At 58.6% G+C, this 16,179-nt stretch carries 12 protein-coding genes; 6 read left to right on the top strand and 6 right to left on the bottom strand.

Annotated elements, in window-relative coordinates; all coding sequences use genetic code 11:
• Position 1: 1 nt before the first annotated feature.
• The 5 genes from NMB39_RS12135 (at position 2) to NMB39_RS12155 (ending at position 4,179) form a co-directional block, all read left to right on the top strand.
• Positions 2 to 166 (top strand): rubredoxin, encoded by a 165-nt coding sequence (locus tag NMB39_RS12135; RefSeq protein ID WP_494339182.1) that lies wholly within the window; start codon positions 2 to 4, stop codon positions 164 to 166.
• Between the two features lie 27 nt (positions 167 to 193).
• The gene (locus tag NMB39_RS12140; RefSeq protein WP_046068574.1) at positions 194 to 1,063 is read left to right on the top strand and encodes a sugar phosphate isomerase/epimerase family protein; all 870 of its coding nucleotides are present in this window, start codon (positions 194 to 196) and stop codon (positions 1,061 to 1,063) included.
• 68 nt (positions 1,064 to 1,131) lie between these two features.
• Positions 1,132 to 1,764, top strand: coding sequence for a LysE family translocator (locus NMB39_RS12145; RefSeq protein WP_046068573.1), 633 nt, complete (start codon positions 1,132 to 1,134; stop codon positions 1,762 to 1,764).
• Positions 1,765 to 1,842: 78 nt separating this feature from the next.
• Positions 1,843 to 2,901: a diguanylate cyclase gene (locus tag NMB39_RS12150; RefSeq protein ID WP_494339181.1), complete on the top strand. Its 1,059-nt coding sequence runs from the start codon at positions 1,843 to 1,845 to the stop codon at positions 2,899 to 2,901.
• 48 nt (positions 2,902 to 2,949) lie between these two features.
• A complete protein-coding gene (locus tag NMB39_RS12155; RefSeq protein WP_057025603.1) occupies positions 2,950 to 4,179 on the top strand; it encodes a M20/M25/M40 family metallo-hydrolase in 1,230 nt (409 codons plus the stop codon).
• Positions 4,180 to 4,451: 272 nt separating this feature from the next.
• Here NMB39_RS12155 and NMB39_RS12160 read toward each other — a convergent pair whose 3' ends face one another.
• From NMB39_RS12160 to NMB39_RS12185, 6 genes are all read right to left on the bottom strand, one after another.
• Positions 4,452 to 4,835 (bottom strand): hypothetical protein, encoded by a 384-nt coding sequence (locus NMB39_RS12160; protein ID WP_056846500.1) that lies wholly within the window; start codon positions 4,833 to 4,835, stop codon positions 4,452 to 4,454.
• 477 nt (positions 4,836 to 5,312) lie between these two features.
• The gene (locus NMB39_RS12165; RefSeq protein WP_198731025.1) at positions 5,313 to 5,735 is read right to left on the bottom strand and encodes a hypothetical protein; all 423 of its coding nucleotides are present in this window, start codon (positions 5,733 to 5,735) and stop codon (positions 5,313 to 5,315) included.
• Between the two features lie 196 nt (positions 5,736 to 5,931).
• Positions 5,932 to 6,348, bottom strand: coding sequence for a hypothetical protein (locus NMB39_RS12170; protein ID WP_057025606.1), 417 nt, complete (start codon positions 6,346 to 6,348; stop codon positions 5,932 to 5,934).
• Complete coding sequence (locus NMB39_RS12175) at positions 6,348 to 11,120, bottom strand: RHS repeat-associated core domain-containing protein (RefSeq protein ID WP_494339180.1); 4,773 nt, start codon at positions 11,118 to 11,120, stop codon at positions 6,348 to 6,350. The genes NMB39_RS12170 and NMB39_RS12175 overlap by 1 nt, the downstream gene beginning before the upstream one ends.
• Positions 11,121 to 11,248: 128 nt before the next feature.
• Entirely contained in the window at positions 11,249 to 14,323 is a 3,075-nt protein-coding gene (locus NMB39_RS12180; protein WP_494339179.1) for an efflux RND transporter permease subunit, read from the bottom strand.
• Between the two features lie 2 nt (positions 14,324 to 14,325).
• Positions 14,326 to 15,432 carry an efflux RND transporter periplasmic adaptor subunit gene (locus NMB39_RS12185; protein WP_494339178.1) on the bottom strand — a complete coding sequence of 369 codons (1,107 nt, stop codon included), beginning with the start codon at positions 15,430 to 15,432 and terminating at the stop codon, positions 14,326 to 14,328.
• On the opposite strand from NMB39_RS12185, the gene NMB39_RS12190 reads away from it, so the two are divergent.
• Complete coding sequence (locus NMB39_RS12190; protein ID WP_494339177.1) at positions 15,404 to 16,105, top strand: MFS transporter; 702 nt, start codon at positions 15,404 to 15,406, stop codon at positions 16,103 to 16,105. The genes NMB39_RS12185 and NMB39_RS12190 overlap by 29 nt on opposite strands.
• The last annotated feature ends 74 nt before the right edge of the window (positions 16,106 to 16,179 follow it).

Genomic DNA, 16,179 nt, shown 5'->3' on the forward strand with positions numbered 1-16,179 from the left:
CATGAAGACTTATATGTGTGTTCCCTGCGGTTTTATGTACGTAGAAGAATTGGGTATCCCGGAGGACGGGATACCCGCAGGCACCCCTTGGGAAGAGGTGCCTGAAGACTGGACATGCCCGGATTGGGGCGTGACCAAGGCCGACTTCATGGCTATTGAAATCTAACGCTCCATCCACGAAAGGAATCGCCCCATGGAAAGCAAACTGATCAACGCCACCGTGCCGTTCTGCACCGGTGTAGCCCACCAGAAATACCTGGGCGCCGAGAAAGGCCTGGAAACCGCCATCGAAGGCAACTGCACCCATTGGTATATCGACGGCAGCCTGTTTGGCGAAATGGTCGACGACTGGACCGATGCACGCATCGAAAGTCTGCAGGCGCAAATCGCTGCCACCGGCATCAAGCCGATCTTCCATGGCAACTTCAAGGCGCCGCTGGCCAGTGACGTCGAGGCGTTCCGTGCAGCAGCCGTGGAATATGTGAAGAAAGAAATCGACATCGCCAGCCGCCTGGGCGCGCCACTGATCATTCATGGCGGTTGCATCGTCGAACCGAAAATGGTGCTGATGGCCAAGAAGGTCGCCCTGGAGCATTACCTCAAGTCGGTGCAGGAACTGGCGATTTACGCCGAGGCCAAGGGCACGGATATCTACCTGGAAAACCTGTCCAACTACGTCAACTACCGGCCGTTCCACTACATCTTCACCCATGAAGCGGAATACGCCTTTGTGTTCGAACGCCTGCAAGCCCACAGCAATCTGTACTTTTTCCTCGATGCCGGCCACGCCAACATCGAGAACGGCCTGCCGGCGGAGGTGGTGCGCAAGTATCACCACCTGATCAAGGGCATTTCCTTCAGCAACAACAATGGCGTGCAGGATCAGCATTTCGGCATTCACGACGGCAACTGTGACTATGCCGACGTCATGCAGGCCATCGTCGAGACCAACTGGAAGGGCTTGGTGGCTTTCGAAACCCGTAACCAGACTGCCAAGGCAGCCCTGGCTGACCTGGCGGTGATGTACCGCGAATCCCTGACGACCGAAATCGCTGTCGCCTGACGGGCCCAGGGGTGGGCGCTTGCGGCGCTCGCCCCGTTGCTGTTTCTATCCACTCAAGGTCCCTGGCCATGACAAGTGCGTTAACCCTGTCTTCGTTTCTCTACTTCCTGCTGTTTTGCGCCACCATGACCTTCAGCCCCGGCCCCATGACGCTGCTGTTGCTGAGCCTGGGCTTGAAGGACGGCCTGCGCAGTTCGATCCCGGCGCAGATCGGCGCCAGCGTGTCGTACCTGATTTCCATCCTGATCTTTGCCGTCGGCTTCTCGGAGTTGATCAAGGGCAACCTCGCCATCACCCAGACCATCCAGTTTGTCGGCGTGGCCTACATCCTGTACCTGGCCTACAAGCAGTGGACCAGCAGCGGTGTGGCGATCAACAACGCCGGCGCCGTGGAGGGTTCGCGCAGCCTGTTCGGCAAAGGGCTATTGACCGGGTTTTCCAACCCCAAGACCATCATCATGTTCAGTGCGGTGTTCCCGCAGTTCGCCGGGTCGGGGGAGCACAGTTCAGCGGCGGATATCGCCATCCTCGGCCTGACGTTCCTGCTGCTGCAATTTGCCAGCGGCTGCCTGTATTGCTATTTCGGCCAGCGTATCAAGCACGTGTTGGAAAACCCCAAGCGGCGGGTGTTGTTGCAGCGCATCACCGCAGTGTTGCTGTTGGGTGTTGCGTTGATGCTGGCGCGTGGGTTTTCACACTGACGTCAGCTTCTAAGCGGTAGTGGCGATTTGCCGCTGCCCTGATAGACTCGAGACACTCACCCAGGATCGCACCCCATCATGCCATCCGTCGGAGGAAATGGACTTCCGCTCGCTTCGCGCTTGTACAAATCACGCGTCCTGGGGCTCACGCTCGGCTTTATCTGCGTCGCGTTTGGCATGTATCCGCTGAGTCCCTCTGTATGGGTGTGGGTTTGGATGCTGATCAACGCGTTTGTGTGGCCGCATGTGGCTCTTCAAATTTCGTTGCGTGCGGCCCACACGTTGCGCAGTGAACGCCGCAGCCTGTTGTTCGACTCCTTCTGCGGTGGCTTCTGGGTCGGCGCGATGCACTTCAACCCGCTGCCCAGCGTCACCACCTTGTCGATGATGAGCATGAACAACGTCGCCATCGGCGGCCCGCGCTTCATGCTCGCCGGCTGGCTGGCACAGGCGCTGGGGCTGGGCACGGCGCTGATGATATTCGCCCCGGCGTTCATCACCGTGACCACCCAGGCCCAGGTGTATGCCTGCCTGCCGATCCTGATGCTGTATCCGATGGCCTTGGGCTGGATATGCTACCGCCAGGCGGTAACCCTGGCCCGCCACAAGCGCGAATTGCTGGCCCTGAGCCGCACCGACAGCCTCTCCGGCCTGCTCAACCACGGGGCCTGGAAAGACCACCTGGACATCGAATTCCAACGCTGCCGCCGAGGCCCGGCTGGTGCAGCCATCGCCTTGATCGACATCGACCACTTCAAGACCATCAACGACACCTACGGCCATGTGACCGGCGATATCGTGCTGCGCCAGTTGAGCAAGGTGTTGCGCCAGAACCTGCGCACCACCGACCTGGCCGGACGTTACGGTGGCGATGAGTTCTGTGTGATCCTGCCGGACATGCCGCTCAACCGTGCCACTGAGGTCATGGAGGCGCTGCGCGATCGCTTCAATGCCTTGGCCTACGCTCAGGATCCTGCGCTGCGCGTCAGCTTGAGCATCGGCCTGGCGCTGTATCAGCCGGCCCATGCCGACGCCATCAGTTGGCTCAACGATGCCGACCAAGCGTTGTACGAAGCCAAGAGCAGCGGGCGCAACCGCGTCAGCGCAGTGCTGGGGAGTTGGTTGCGTTCGGTCTAGTGGGGTAGGGTATTGGCGCACTTTCCAACAAAAAACAAGGATCGGCCCATGCTCTTCACCTTCCCCCGTACCCTCCTGGCCGCCACCCTGGCCTTGTCCTTCGTCCTGCCGGCCTACAGCGCCGAGCCCCACAAACAGATCCAGGCTGATGCCGAACAGTACAAGGCCGAGGCCTTGAAACTGTTGGAACGCCTGGTGAACATCGATTCAGGTTCAGGCTACGAGCCGGGCCTGACGCAAGTGCGCGACATCGCCGTGGACGAGTTGAAACAGTTGGGGTTCAGTATCGAACTGGTGCCGGATAAAGCCGCCAACAACAGCCATGTGGTCGCCACGCTCAAAGGCACAGGCAAGGCCAAAATCCTGCTGATGGCCCACATGGACACCGTGTTCAAGGAAGGCTCGGCCGCCGAACGCCCGTTCCACATCAAGGACGGCCGCGCTTATGGCCCCGGCGTAATGGATGACAAGGGCGGCATCGTCGCCGGCATCTACGCGCTCAAAGTCCTGAAAAACCAGGGCTTCAAGGACTACGCGCAAATCACCTTCCTGCTCGACGCCAGCGAAGAAACCGGCTCCGAAGCCGCCTCCGAACTGATCCGCAACACTGCCAAGGGCCACGACGTGACCCTCAACCTCGAACCCGGCCGCCCAGCCGACGGCCTGGTGGTGTGGCGCAAAGGCAGCGCCACCGCCGTGGTCGAAGTCAAAGGCAAGGCCGCCCACGCCGGCGTCGCCCCGGAACTGGGACGCAACGCCGCCATGGAAGCCGCGCACCAGATCCTGCAACTGGGCAAGCTGGGCGATGAAGACAAGAAAACCACCATCAACTTCACCGTGCTCAAGGCCGGCGACCGCACCAACGTCATCCCCGACCAGGCCACCGCCAAGGCCGACGTCCGCGCCGCCTTGCCGGAAGAATTTGACCGGATCGAAAAGGACCTGGCTCGGGTTTCAGCCAACAAGTTGATCCCCGACACCGACGTGAAGACCAGCCTGCAACGCGGCCTGCCACCGATGCCGCAGACGGCTGAGTCGGATAAATTGGTGGCGATTGCCCAGGGCATTTATGCCGAGCTGGGACGTAAGTTGACCATTGAAGGCAGCGGTGGGGCGGCGGACGCGAGTTTGTCGGCCGGGGTAGGTACGCCGACGTTGGATGGGTTTGGGATAGTGGGCGGGAATATTCACACGCCGGAGGAATATGCCGAGGTGGAGAGTGTGGTGCCGCGGGTGTATTTGTTGAGCCGGATGATTATGGAACTGGCCAAGCGCTGATCAGATCCGGGATCACAGGACGAAGTAGATTCAAATGTGCGGGGCTTGCAACAGTGGCGATATCTCAGCCGCCGAATATTACCTGATGCGCCTCAGTCCAAATGTGGGAGGGGGCTTGCCCCCGATGGCGGTGGGTCAGCTTGCACATGCATTGACTGAACCCCTGCTATCGGGGGCAAACCCCCTCCCACATTGGATACTCAGCGCATCCAAAACTGAGGGCACCATAGTGAGTGGACTTCGAAGCTGGCTTTGGGTCATCTTTCCATCACTTACTGGTTAGCAGAAGGTACGTCTGACCTGCTCTCGACAATGTCAAGGTTGTATCTGCTGAGGCAGTCCAATAATGTTTTCATGAACTGCCGTTTGTCGATTATTTCATCATCAAAGTAAGTATCAAACAGATAAAATACTGATTCAAAGCTTTCCCCAGTGCTAAGAAAATGCTGAAGTGTGTTGATGTACCATTCTCTTTCGTCCTGCCTATATTTCATGAATTCAGGTTTGGTTAGCTCATCGAATAGCCATGTAAGCTCCTCGTGATGATTCACGTTTATGGAGGTAATGAGCTCTTCTCTGTCTACATCCCTGGTATTTTCGATGCAGTAAGTGAAAAGCAGGCCTTGGAGTATCGAGAGGTTTGGCTTGAGTTTCATTCGAGATCCTTAAAACTATGAAGAAAATACGTTGTTTAGCTTCGTGTAACTGTAATGTCGTTTTGCACTATATCGGTCCACGCATTGGTTCGGTCTTCTGGACAGGGGCCGCTTTGCAGCCCGTGCGGGAAATTCGCTTGCCACAAGGGGCCAATATGGCGCTGGAGAGCTTTTTTTTAAAAATTTAAATTTGATTCGTTATGGTAATTTTTCAAACAGCTTAAAAGAATTTGCATAAATTTTTTCTGATCGGTTACGGGTGCACTAAAGTAGGTTGACATGGTTTTAAAAACGGCATCGAAATTGTCGTTTATAGCTAGGAAGTGTGATATTGAATCAATGAACCACTCTTGCTCGGTTCTTGTGTAAAACAGGAATTCTGGTTTTGTCAGTTCGTCAAAAAGCTTTACGAGTTCTTCGTCGTTGTTTATGTTTCTTGATGAAATAATTTTCTCTCGTTCTAAGTCGTCCGTATTTTCAATGTCGTAAGTGAACAGGAGTCCACGGATTATTGACATGCTGGGTAGTTTTGTTTTCATATTGTTTTCTCGCGGCAGCCTCCGTTGTGTAGTTTTGTAAGCAGCGTAATAGCACGCTCATGAATTGCCTATGGTCAATTATCTCGTCATCGAAATAGGTGTCGAGAAGATAAAAAACAGAACTAAAATTTTCATCAGTATTTAGATAGTGTTGAAGTGTTTCAATATGCCATTGTTGAATTTCAAGTTTGTATGATAGGAATTCTGGCTTGGTTAGTTTTTCAAAAAGCTCAGCGAGTTCTGTTTCGTTGTTGACATTTTTTGAAGCGATGAAGCGCTCTCTTTCAGGGTCGTCGTAGTTTTCAATGCTATAGGTGAATAGTAGGCTTTTGAGTATTGATAGTTCTGGTGTGAGCTTCATGTTTAGAATTCCGTGTACGCAGTAATCGGATGGCGCTGATCAGATCGCCGGATTGCAGAGCGAAGCAGATTTAAATGTGGGAGGGGGCTTGCTCCCGATGGCGGTGGGTCAGTATTGCACATGCATTGACTGAACCACTGCTATCGGGAGCAAGCCCCCTCCCACATTGGATATTCGGTGTATTCAATACTGGGGGTCACCATGTGGAAGGGTCTTCGAGGCTGGCTTTTTGGAGATCTTCTTTCCAGACAGCTTGAGCGAGAATATAAATGTCCATTAAGAAACCCCTCGGGTCATCTAGCGCATACCACTCAGCTCTCGGCCACGATCCAGTTTCATTCTCGTCTATCTCGAATAACTTATCGAAGTTGTACTTTTCGTCCTTCAATTTGTTTTTTAAGCTTTCAATTAAAGCGTGTTTGTGTCTGTATGATAGATATTTCAAGTTCAAAGCATAATTTATTATAAGCTTTTTTCTATCGGATTTTTTATTTGGATCATATTGCGCGAGCTCCATGCCGAGCCCTTGCTCACGGTCATAAATATCAAAAGTCCCGATAAACCACATAAGGCTTGGATCAAACGGTTCGTTTAAGAATGGATCTTTCAGCATTATTTTTTCTCGGCAGGAAACGCGGTAAATGGTCGAGAGGTGTTCTTTCTATCAAACTTTATCTCAAACCAGTTCATGTTTTCGTTTAGGTGTGGGTTTTCAGGATTTCTGTTGTTCGGCCTGTATCCTCGACCTGCTCCCGGTAACTCCAATTTTAGTGTGGGATTTTTATTGTGATCTTGGCCATTGAATGGGTCGAGTCCGAGAGATTTGCGTGTCAACGCCTTATTCAAGGCATTCAACTGCATTTTCCAGCTATGAAACTGAGAGCTTAAATTGCCTCTTCCACCCGGGTTGGGCAATCCGGTGATCGGATCTGTTCCGTCAATAGCCCTTTGCTTCAATGCGGCGTCAGTTATTTCAGGTCCGTGCTTAGTAACGGTATGCATGTCATAGGTTTCTTCAATTTCTAGTACGCGCCGTTTTGCGTTCGCTTCGCTCAATTCCTTTATTCTATCCCGTCTCTGCTCACCGGCTGGCAGAGGGGCTGAAGGTTGCCCCTCACCAACTCTTGCTTTCTCAAGTGGGTTTTCTGGGCCGGTCCTTGACAGACACCCATTGCTACCCGGGCAATTATTCAACCCCAGCGGGTCCACCCACCCCGTAGGATTGGACGCGTACTGATAGGCGTTGACCCCACCCGCCAACTTCACCGGGTCCGGCGTCAGGTAACGACCGATATCCGGATTGTAGTAGCGATGGCGGTTGTAGTGCAGCCCGCTTTCCTGATCGAAATACTGCCCCTGAAAACGCAGTGGATTGTCGATCTTGCCCACGTCGAGCCGGGCGATCTGGCCGTAGGCGCGGTAGTGAGCAGACCAGACGATTTCGCCTGCGGTGTCGGTTAGTTCCTGCGGTGTGCCGAGGTGGTCGAGTTGGTAGTGGTAGGGCGTTGTGGCTTTTGGGCCGAAGCCTTCCAGCAGTGCCAGTGGGCGGAAGCTGTTCGGTTCGTAGATGTAGCTGCGGTGACACTCTGCATGATGCTCGGCAATCAGCTTGTCGCCTTGCCAGAAAAACTCGGTGGTCTTGCCCTCCACGGTCTTGCTGATGCGCCGCCCGAATGGGTCATAGCGGTAACTGGCGGTTTCGCCGTTGGGCTTCGTCACGCTGATCAGCCGGTGCTGGCAGTCGTAGCGATATTCAGTGACGAGCTGATGACCCTTGCCGCGTCGTTCGCGGATCAGGTTGCCGAAGGCGTCGTAGTCGTAGTGGCGGTCGCCCTGGATCACCAGGCGATTCGCCGCGACGATGTCCGGCCCTGGGCGGTCTTGCATGAGCAGGTTGCCGGCCGGGTTGTGGGCGAAGCGTTCCTGGACGTCCTGCGAATGGTCGGCGCGGGTCAGGCGGGCGAGGGGGTCGTAGTGGTAGCGGTGTTCGCCTTTGCGGGTGTCGAGCAGGCGGGTGAGGTTGCCGGATTTGTCGTAGTCGTATTGGCGCTGGTAGCGGTGGTTTTGGTGTTGGGTGATGGCGTGGGCGTGCAGGCGGTGCTGGTCGTCGTAGTGGTAGTGGCTGAGCAGCTGGCCTTGTTGGCGTTGGTGTTCACGACCGGCACGGAAGAGGTGTGAGGTGAGCACTTCGCCGTTGAGCTCGACGGTGGCGAGGTGACCGCCTTTGTCGTGGTTGAAGGTGAGGCGGTTATTGTCCGGCAGGCGCAGGTTTTGTAGCTGGCCGCAGGCGTCGTAGCCGTAGCGCAAGGTGCCCCAGCCTTGGTGCTCGGCGACGAGGCGGTTTTGCTGGTCGTATTCGTAGGCCAGGGCCCAGTGGCCGTCTTCGACGCTGAGGAGGTTGCCTTGGCGGTCGTAGGCATAATCGACCACGCTGCCATCGGGCAGAGCTTTTCGGACAAGACGCCCGGCGTGGTCGCGCTCGTAGCGGGTAATGAGCTGACTGCCGTCGTCGCCGTATTCGGTCTTTTCCTGCAGGTTGCCGTTGAGGTCGTAGGCGTAGGCGGTGCGCTGGCCGTCGAAGCCGGTTTCCTGCTGGAGCAGGCCGTTGGGGTGATAGGTGAGCTGGTAGGTTTCGCCGACTTCGTTTTCGATTTCGGTGAGCAGTAAGCGAACGTTGTCGTAGCGATACTTGACCTGGGTGCCGTCGGCGTTGAGGCGGCGGCTGATCAGGTGTAGGCCGCCTTCGTATTCGTAGCGGGTGACGTGGCCGAGTTCATCGCGCTCGGCGATGATTTTGCCGTAGGGGTTGTAGCTCAATTCCCGGCAAGCGCCGCCGGGCTGGGTCAGTTTCAGCAGACGTCCTACGGCGTCCCATTCGTAACGGGTCAGCGCCCCGTATTCATCCTCACGGGCAACCTGCCGCCCTAAATCGTCATAGCGATAACGCTTGATCCCGCCATTGGGCAATTGCTCCTCAAGCAACTGTCCACGCTCGTTCCACACCAGCCGATGACAACTGTGATCGGGGTACCAAACTCCGGTTAACTGTCCGCGTTTGTTGTAGCTATAGTCCGTGACCTGCCCGTCAGGATCAGTTCTGCGCGTAACATCGCCCTGGTCATTACGCTCATATTTCCAGACCGCCTCGCCACGCCTGACAACCCGTACGAAACCATTGTCATGCTCGTAGGACGTCGGCTCGTCATCTCCCGGAAACGACGCTACCAAGCGTCCGGCTTCGTCGTACTGATAGGCCGTCACCGCGCCCAGCGGATCTTGCTCGACGGTCAGTCGACCCTTGTCATCGTAGGATTTGAAATGCTGGGCGCCGTCCGGATCGATGCGCTGCACCAGGCGTGCACGCTGATCGTGGACATACACTTCCTGGCTACCATCAGCGTTATGCACGGTGACACGGCCGTCATCCGCCCAGGCATACCGCGTGTCCATCTGCGAAAAACTCGCCCAATGCCGGACGCAGCGTGCCGCCTTGCCGGAGCCTTCCCACGCCCAAAAGAAACTCGCCCCACCGGCCAACTGCCGCTCGACAATGACGTGCTGCTCGTCGTACCGATAACGCTCGCTTTCCCCTACGGCATTGGTCGCGCAAACCAGTCGTCCGTCTTCGTCATAGGCGTAGGAAACAACGTTCTGCTCGGTCTCCCAGACGTAGGGCTTACGGTCTTTGGCTCGATGAACCTGGTAGTCCACCGCGACGATGCGATCCAGCTCATAGCGCAGCAACAGCGAACGGCCACCACCGTTATCCAACCGCTCAATCCGCCCGGAACGATCACGGACAATGCGCAGGCGGTTGTCATACGCATCGCTGATCGCCGTCAGCACACCGTCGCGAAAGTGATAAAACCGTGACGCCTGGGCCAGCACCAGTTCATCGGGAACCGAGCCCAGGTAGATCGCCGCTTCCGCCAGGCTGTTGGTGATCGCGGGTCGAGAATCGGTGGGCAACGGAAACTGCGTACGGCGATTCTCATGGTCGGTCCACACCACCGATTCGCCCGACACAACAAGCCGGTGCGCCAGCGCATGACTCCAGCCAAACCCCAACCCACAATCCACTTCCACCGCACTGGTGCGATACAAGCGTGTCCACTCAAACGGCAAGATCCCGTCCAGCGCACCATCGGTGAGGGTCAGCAATTCCTCCCCGGTGACCATCGACACCGGGCAGCCATGAGTGACCGTCTTGTCCGCAGGCGCCGCCGCATCCCCCTTGGGATTCGACGCCACGACAGGCACATCATCCACACGCTCTTTCTGCTTCAGCACTGCGTTCTGCCGCGCCTTCCAGCGCATCTGCATCGTGCCTTGCTTCAGCCCGCCGACCACCCCGCGAACCGCCACCGCTTTGTAGCGGTCCACCGCCTGCATGAACTTCGTGAGAATCGCCAGCACGCCCTTCACAAAGCCCACTGCCGCCGCAAGAATCTGCTTGCCGTACTTGACCAGGCGCATGCTCAAATACGCCACGCCCGCCGCTGGCAACGCGATGGTCAACACTGCGCCGATCACCAGATCAATCAGCAGCGACACCATAAATCTGGCGGCTGCCTGCGCAACTTCACTGGGCGGTAACGCGTCCAGCCAGATCATGGCGGTGCGCAGTAACAGATACAGCGCCGCTTCATCACTGGCCAGCAGCATCGCCTGCTCCATGACCTTGGGCGCATCGATGGCGATCTGCGCCAACTTGGCCGCCTCGCTGCCCAGTTGCTCGACGTACTTCAACGGGTCTTCAAGCATCGCCTGCACCAGCTTGATGCTGTCCCACACATCCGTGATCGCCGCCCAACTGCCGGCCAGCACGCCGCTGCCAATCGCGCTGGCAGTAGAGCTTTCCCAGTGGGGTTTGAAGCTTTTCCACTGCGACCGAAGCCACTGTTCCAAGTCCGCCGTCAGCCCGGCATAGGAGGTAAACAAGTCGTCCACTTGCTGCGCTGAAACACCACCCTGAACCCGCACCTGATAGCGCCCGCCGGCGGCGCAGTAGTGCGAACCCTTGCCGTGCTTATCGAGCATCACCCGCGTGGAACTGCCGTCATCCAGGCTAATCACCTCGACAGGGATATCGCCAATCGGCACGTCATACGCTGATTCGAATTTGCTCTCGATCTTCAGCACGCCACCCACCGGGCAGCGGGCCACGGTAGAAAAATCCGCGTCGCTAAGGCTTACCGAACGCTGGGAATCCCCAACCCGTAACACCCGGTCCATGCCCAGCAACGACGGCATATCCGCTGCATGACTGACCGAATCCAGCGCACGCGAATACCAGGCACCCATCTGCTGGCGGTACTCCACCAGGCTTTGATGGAAACCATCCAGCTCATGTTCGATAGCGGCGATGTGGGTGGCGTGGGTCATCCGCGACCACTCCCCACGGGGGACGGCCACGCAACCAGCGCACTAACAAGAAAAACCATCTGCAATCCCTCGCACTGTTCAATCAGGCGAGGGACTTTGCAGAGGTTTGCAGGGAGGGGGAGTAGAGCTTATCCGGCGTTTACGTGGGACGTTTCAGCAACCTCGTCGCGTAGCACCAGGCTGCACAGCGCCGGCATGAACAACAGCGTCAACACCGTGCCCACCAACACCCCGCCAATCAACACATAGGCCAGGGACGACCAGAACACCGACAGCGTCAGCGGAATAAACGCTAGCGCCGCTGCCAGTGCGGTGAGGATCACCGGACGCGCTCGACGCACCGTGGCTTCGATGATTGCCTCGCGAATCGCCATGCCGTGGTCCTGGTTCTGGCGAATCTGATCGGTGAAGATCAGCGTATTGCGCATCAGGATGCCGCCGATGCCGATCAAGCCCAGGATCGCGTTAAACCCAAACGGTTGATTGAACAGCAGCAAGGTCGGCACTGCGCCAATCAAGCCCAGGGGCGCGGTGGCGAAGACCATCAACATCACGCCGAATGAGCGCACCTGGAACATGATCACCGTGAGGGTCAGCAGGATCATGATCGGGAACAGCGCCGCCAGCGCCACGTTGGCCTTGGCGCTTTCTTCCACCGGGCCGCCGATGTCGATGTGGTAACCGGGCGGCAGCTTGGCGATCAGGGGTTGCAGGTCTTTGTACACGGCCATTTCCACATCGGGCGGTTGTACCCCGTCGATAATGTCGGCGCGCACTTCTACGGTGGTTGCGCGGTTACGGCGCTTGAGGATCGGCTCTTCCATCACCGCCTGGAAATGCCCGACCTGGGCCAGCGGCACCGACGTGCCGGCGCTGTTGGTCAGGGTCATGCTGTTGAGATTGGCGAGGTCTTCGCGCTGGCTGCCCTGGGCGCGGGCCACCACGGATACGGTGCGGTTGCCTTCGCGCACTTCGGTGATCGGGTTGCCGCTGAGCAGGGCGTTGAGTTGGGATTTGACATCGTCGGGGGTGAAGCCGAGCAAGCGCAGGCGATCCTGGTCCAGCACCAGGCGATAACCGCTGGTGCGCTCGCCCCATTCGAGGAAGGTGTCACGGGTCAGCCGATTGGCGGCCACCACTTGGCGCACTTGCTCGGACAGCCCGCGCAACTCGTCCAGGTTCGGTCCGGACACACGGAACACCACGGGGAACGGCACCGGCGGGCCAAACACCAATTGGGTGACACGCACCCGCGCCGCTGGAAACTCACCCGCCGCGATGCGCTCGCGCATGCGCACTTTCAATGCGTCACGGGCGTGGGAGTCCGGGGTTTGCACGATCAACTTGGCGAATGCCGGGTCAGGCATTTCCGGGTTCAGCGACAGGAAGAACCGCGGTGCGCCGCCGCCTACATAGGTGTCGACCATGCTCGTCTGCGGCTCTTGCAGCAGGGCTTTCTCCACCTGCGCCGCCACTGCCTCAGTGCTTTTGAAGGCGCTGCCGGGCGGCATATACACTTCCAGAATCAGCTCCGAACGGTCGGAATCGGGGAAGAACTGTTTCTTCACCACCGCCATACCCAGGCCGCACAGCACAAACGCGGCCACCACCAGCCCGGTCACCAGCCAGCGCCCGCGCACGCAGGCCTCCACCAGGCGACGAAGTTTCTGATAGTAACGCCCGGCATAAATCGCATCGTGCCCACCGGGCACAGGCTTGATCTGCGGCAACAGCTTCACGCCCAGATAGGGCGTGAATACCACCGCCACCAACCACGATGAAATCAATGCAAAGCCGACGATCCAGAAGATATTCCCGGCGTACTCGCCTGCACCGGATCGCGCAAACCCCACGGGTAAAAAACCGATGATCGTCACCAACGTACCGGTCAGCATGGGTGCGGCCGTGGAACTCCAGGCATAGGTCGCCGCATGGATACGATCAAAGCCTTCTTCGAGTTTCACCACCATCATCTCGATGGCGATGATCGCATCATCCACCAGCAAGCCCAGGGAAATGATCAGCGCGCCCAGGGTCACGCGGTCGAATTCGCGCCCGGTGACCAGCATGATCACGAACACGATCGACAGCGTCAGCGGCACGGCTGCCGCCACCACCAGGCCCACGCGAAAACCCAGGGCCAGCAGGCTGATCAGCATCACCACGGCCAGGGCGACGAAGAACTTGAGCATGAACTCATTCACCGCCAGGCTGATGTTTTTCGCCTGGTCGGAAACCTTGACGAAGTTCACGCCCAGGGGCAGGTCGGCGCGGATTTTGGCTTCCTGGGCCTGCAGGCTCTGGTCCAGTTCCAGGCCGTTCCAGTGTTTCTCCATGATCACCCCGAGCATCAGCGCCGGGTCGCCCTGGTGGCGGATACGGTAGCTGGGCGGGTCCTCATAACCGCGGCTGACGCTGGCGACATCGGCAATGCGCAGCACGTGACCATTGACTTGCAGGGGCACATTTTCAATCAGCGCCAGGCTGTCGAAGGCACCGTCGATACGGATATACGCACGGGCGCCAGCGGTTTCGACAAAGCCCGAGGGCGCCACCGCGTTTTGCGCAGCGAGGGCGGCGAAAATCTGCTCGGGCTTGATGCCCATGGTCGCCAGCCGCTCATAGGAAAACTCGACAAACACCCGCTGGGCCTGCTCGCCAAGAATATTGACCTTCTTCACCCCCGGCAGGTTGAGCAAACCCTGGCGCAGGGTCTCGGCCATTTGCACTTGCTGGCGATGGGGCAGGTGTTCGGCTTCCAGGGCGTACAGCGCGAAATACACATCAGAGTATTCATCGTTGAAAAACGGCCCGATCACGCCTTTGGGCAATTGCGCGGCTTCGTCACTGAGCTTCTTGCGGGTCTGGTAGAACAGTGCCTGGATTTCGCTCGGGCGCGTGGATTCTAGAAAGGTCATGCGCATCGACACAAAACCCGGCTGGGCGATGGTCTCGACGCGGTCGTAATAGTCCAGCTCCTGCAGGCGTTTTTCCAGGCGGTCGGCCACCTGTTCCTGCATTTCCTGGGCGGTGGCGCCCGGCCAGGCGGCGGTGATGGTCATGACCTTGACGGTAAACGAGGGGTCTTCGGCGCGCCCCAGTTTGCCGAACGCGAACATTCCGGCGACCAGGATTGCAATGAGCAAGAACAGCGTCACTGCGCGGTGTTTGACCGCCAGTTCAGAGAGGTTGAGCCCGCGCATGGTCATTGGTCCTGTTTGCGGTTGAGGGCCAGGGCCTGGGCGGGGAGCAAGCGCACCTTGTCGCCGCTGTGCAGCAGGTGCGCACCCAGGGCGACGATGGTTTGCCCAGGTTGAACGCCGCTGTCGAGCAGGGCGTCTTCCTGGCCGAGGCGGGCGACTTTCACCGGCGCGAAGGTCAGCGTGTTGTCATCGCCGATCAGCCACACGCCGGGGCCCTGGCCTGCGTCCTGCAACGCGCCAATCGGCACGCGGGTTTGCGCTGCTTGGCCGTTGCCTTGCAGGCGTACGGTGATGGTGGAACCGAGGGCGAAACGCTCGACGGCACCGTGCAACACATAGCGGGCGCGGTAGGTGCGCGTGATGGGGTCGGCGCTGGCGGACAGCTCGCGCAGGCTCGCGGCCACGGCCTGGTCAGGTGCGCCGAAGGGGAAGGCCAGGGCTTTTTGCGCGGCCAGGTCGCGCTGGTTTTCCGGCAGGTTGACGATGGCTTCACGGGCGCCGTCGTGGGCCAGGCGCGCGACGATTTGCCCTTCGGCCACCACTTGGCCGCGGTCTGCTCGCACGTCGGTGATGATGCCGTCGCCATCGGCCTTGAGCACCGAGTAGGTGCGGCGGTTTTCGATCTGGCTGGCATCGGACTGCGCCGCGGCCAGTTCCGCCTCGGCAACACGCAGGTTGGTGGCCGACTGGTCGAAGATCTGCCTTGACACTGCGCCGGTACTGGCCAGGCGCTGGTAGCGGTTTTCATCGTCGCGGCGTTGGCGCAGCTGGGCCTGGGCGGCGTTGACGCGATTCTTGGCCGAGCGCAGCGCCAGTTCGAAGTCGCCGATGTCCAGCACCAACAAGGTATCGCCACGGGCAACGCGCTGGCCGGGGTCGACCTTGCGCTCGATCACCTTGCCGCTGACCCGAAAGCCCAGGTCGCTTTCGGTGCGGGCAGCGACCACACCGGTATACGCGCTTTGCTGGGTGCCCGCGGCTTCGACGGTGGCCGCCAATACGGGACGTGGCTGCGGCGCTTGAGCGGCGTTGTCAGCTTGGCTGTGGCAGCCACCGAGCACCATCAACAGGGCCAGGGGCGTGAGAAGACGCAGGGGGAGAGGGGGCATGGCGGGCTCCAGGGGTAACCATTGGGCAAAAAATTATGGGCATAATTTTTTACGCATATTATGGTCGAAATATAAATTAATCCAGCCCCTGCTCAAAGGCCGCCAGTACCGGGCCTATGCCGTGGCCCTGGCCTGCACCTACGGCGCCATGTTTGCAGTGATCGCCGGCTCCTCGGCGGTGTTCATCAACCTGCTGGGGTTAAGCAGCCTGGAGTACGGCCTCAACTTCGGGTTGATCGTGTCGATGCTGATCGTGGGTTCCACCTATACCCGGCGTAATATCCAGCGCCTGGGGCCGCAGCGGATTGTGGCGATGGGCGTGACAATGGTCGCGCTCGGCGGGGTGGCAGCGCTGTTGATCTACGCACTGTTCGGGCTGTCGGTGGTGGGGCTGGACGTGCCCATTGCCCTGGTCACCCTCGGCGGTGGCCTGGTGTTGCCCGGTGCGGTGACCGGCGCGGTGATGCCCAATGCGCACCGTGCCGGTTTGGCGGCAGGGCTGATGGGGTTCGCGCAGATGTTCGGTGCCACCTGCAGCGGTTTGCTGTTGAGCCAGCTGCGCGATGGCAGTGCCGCGCCGATGGTGATGATTCAAGCCGGGTTTGCGCTGTCGGCCTTTGTTGCATTCCAGCTGTTGCGCCAGCGCCAACTTAAAACATTGTCCTATACATAGAACGATCAGGGCCGGTTTTGCCGTCTAGTGCTCAGGGATGAGGCGATTTATTGTGTACCCACTTTGGAGGTACA

It is taken from the genome of Pseudomonas sp. FBCC-B545 (assembly GCF_059134095.1).

Excerpts from the sequence above, each read along its gene's own strand:
- NMB39_RS12135 (WP_494339182.1), top strand. The coding sequence starts at position 2 with ATGAAGACTTATATGTGTGTTCCCTGCGGTTTTATGTACGTAGAAGAA.
- NMB39_RS12140 (WP_046068574.1), top strand. The coding sequence starts at position 194 with ATGGAAAGCAAACTGATCAACGCCACCGTGCCGTTCTGCACCGGTGTA.
- NMB39_RS12145 (WP_046068573.1), top strand. The coding sequence starts at position 1,132 with ATGACAAGTGCGTTAACCCTGTCTTCGTTTCTCTACTTCCTGCTGTTT.
- NMB39_RS12150 (WP_494339181.1), top strand. The coding sequence starts at position 1,843 with ATGCCATCCGTCGGAGGAAATGGACTTCCGCTCGCTTCGCGCTTGTAC.
- NMB39_RS12155 (WP_057025603.1), top strand. The coding sequence starts at position 2,950 with ATGCTCTTCACCTTCCCCCGTACCCTCCTGGCCGCCACCCTGGCCTTG.
- NMB39_RS12160 (WP_056846500.1), bottom strand. The coding sequence starts at position 4,835 with ATGAAACTCAAGCCAAACCTCTCGATACTCCAAGGCCTGCTTTTCACT.
- NMB39_RS12165 (WP_198731025.1), bottom strand. The coding sequence starts at position 5,735 with ATGAAGCTCACACCAGAACTATCAATACTCAAAAGCCTACTATTCACC.
- NMB39_RS12170 (WP_057025606.1), bottom strand. The coding sequence starts at position 6,348 with ATGCTGAAAGATCCATTCTTAAACGAACCGTTTGATCCAAGCCTTATG.
- NMB39_RS12175 (WP_494339180.1), bottom strand. The coding sequence starts at position 11,120 with ATGACCCACGCCACCCACATCGCCGCTATCGAACATGAGCTGGATGGT.
- NMB39_RS12180 (WP_494339179.1), bottom strand. The coding sequence starts at position 14,323 with ATGCGCGGGCTCAACCTCTCTGAACTGGCGGTCAAACACCGCGCAGTG.
- NMB39_RS12185 (WP_494339178.1), bottom strand. The coding sequence starts at position 15,432 with ATGCCCCCTCTCCCCCTGCGTCTTCTCACGCCCCTGGCCCTGTTGATG.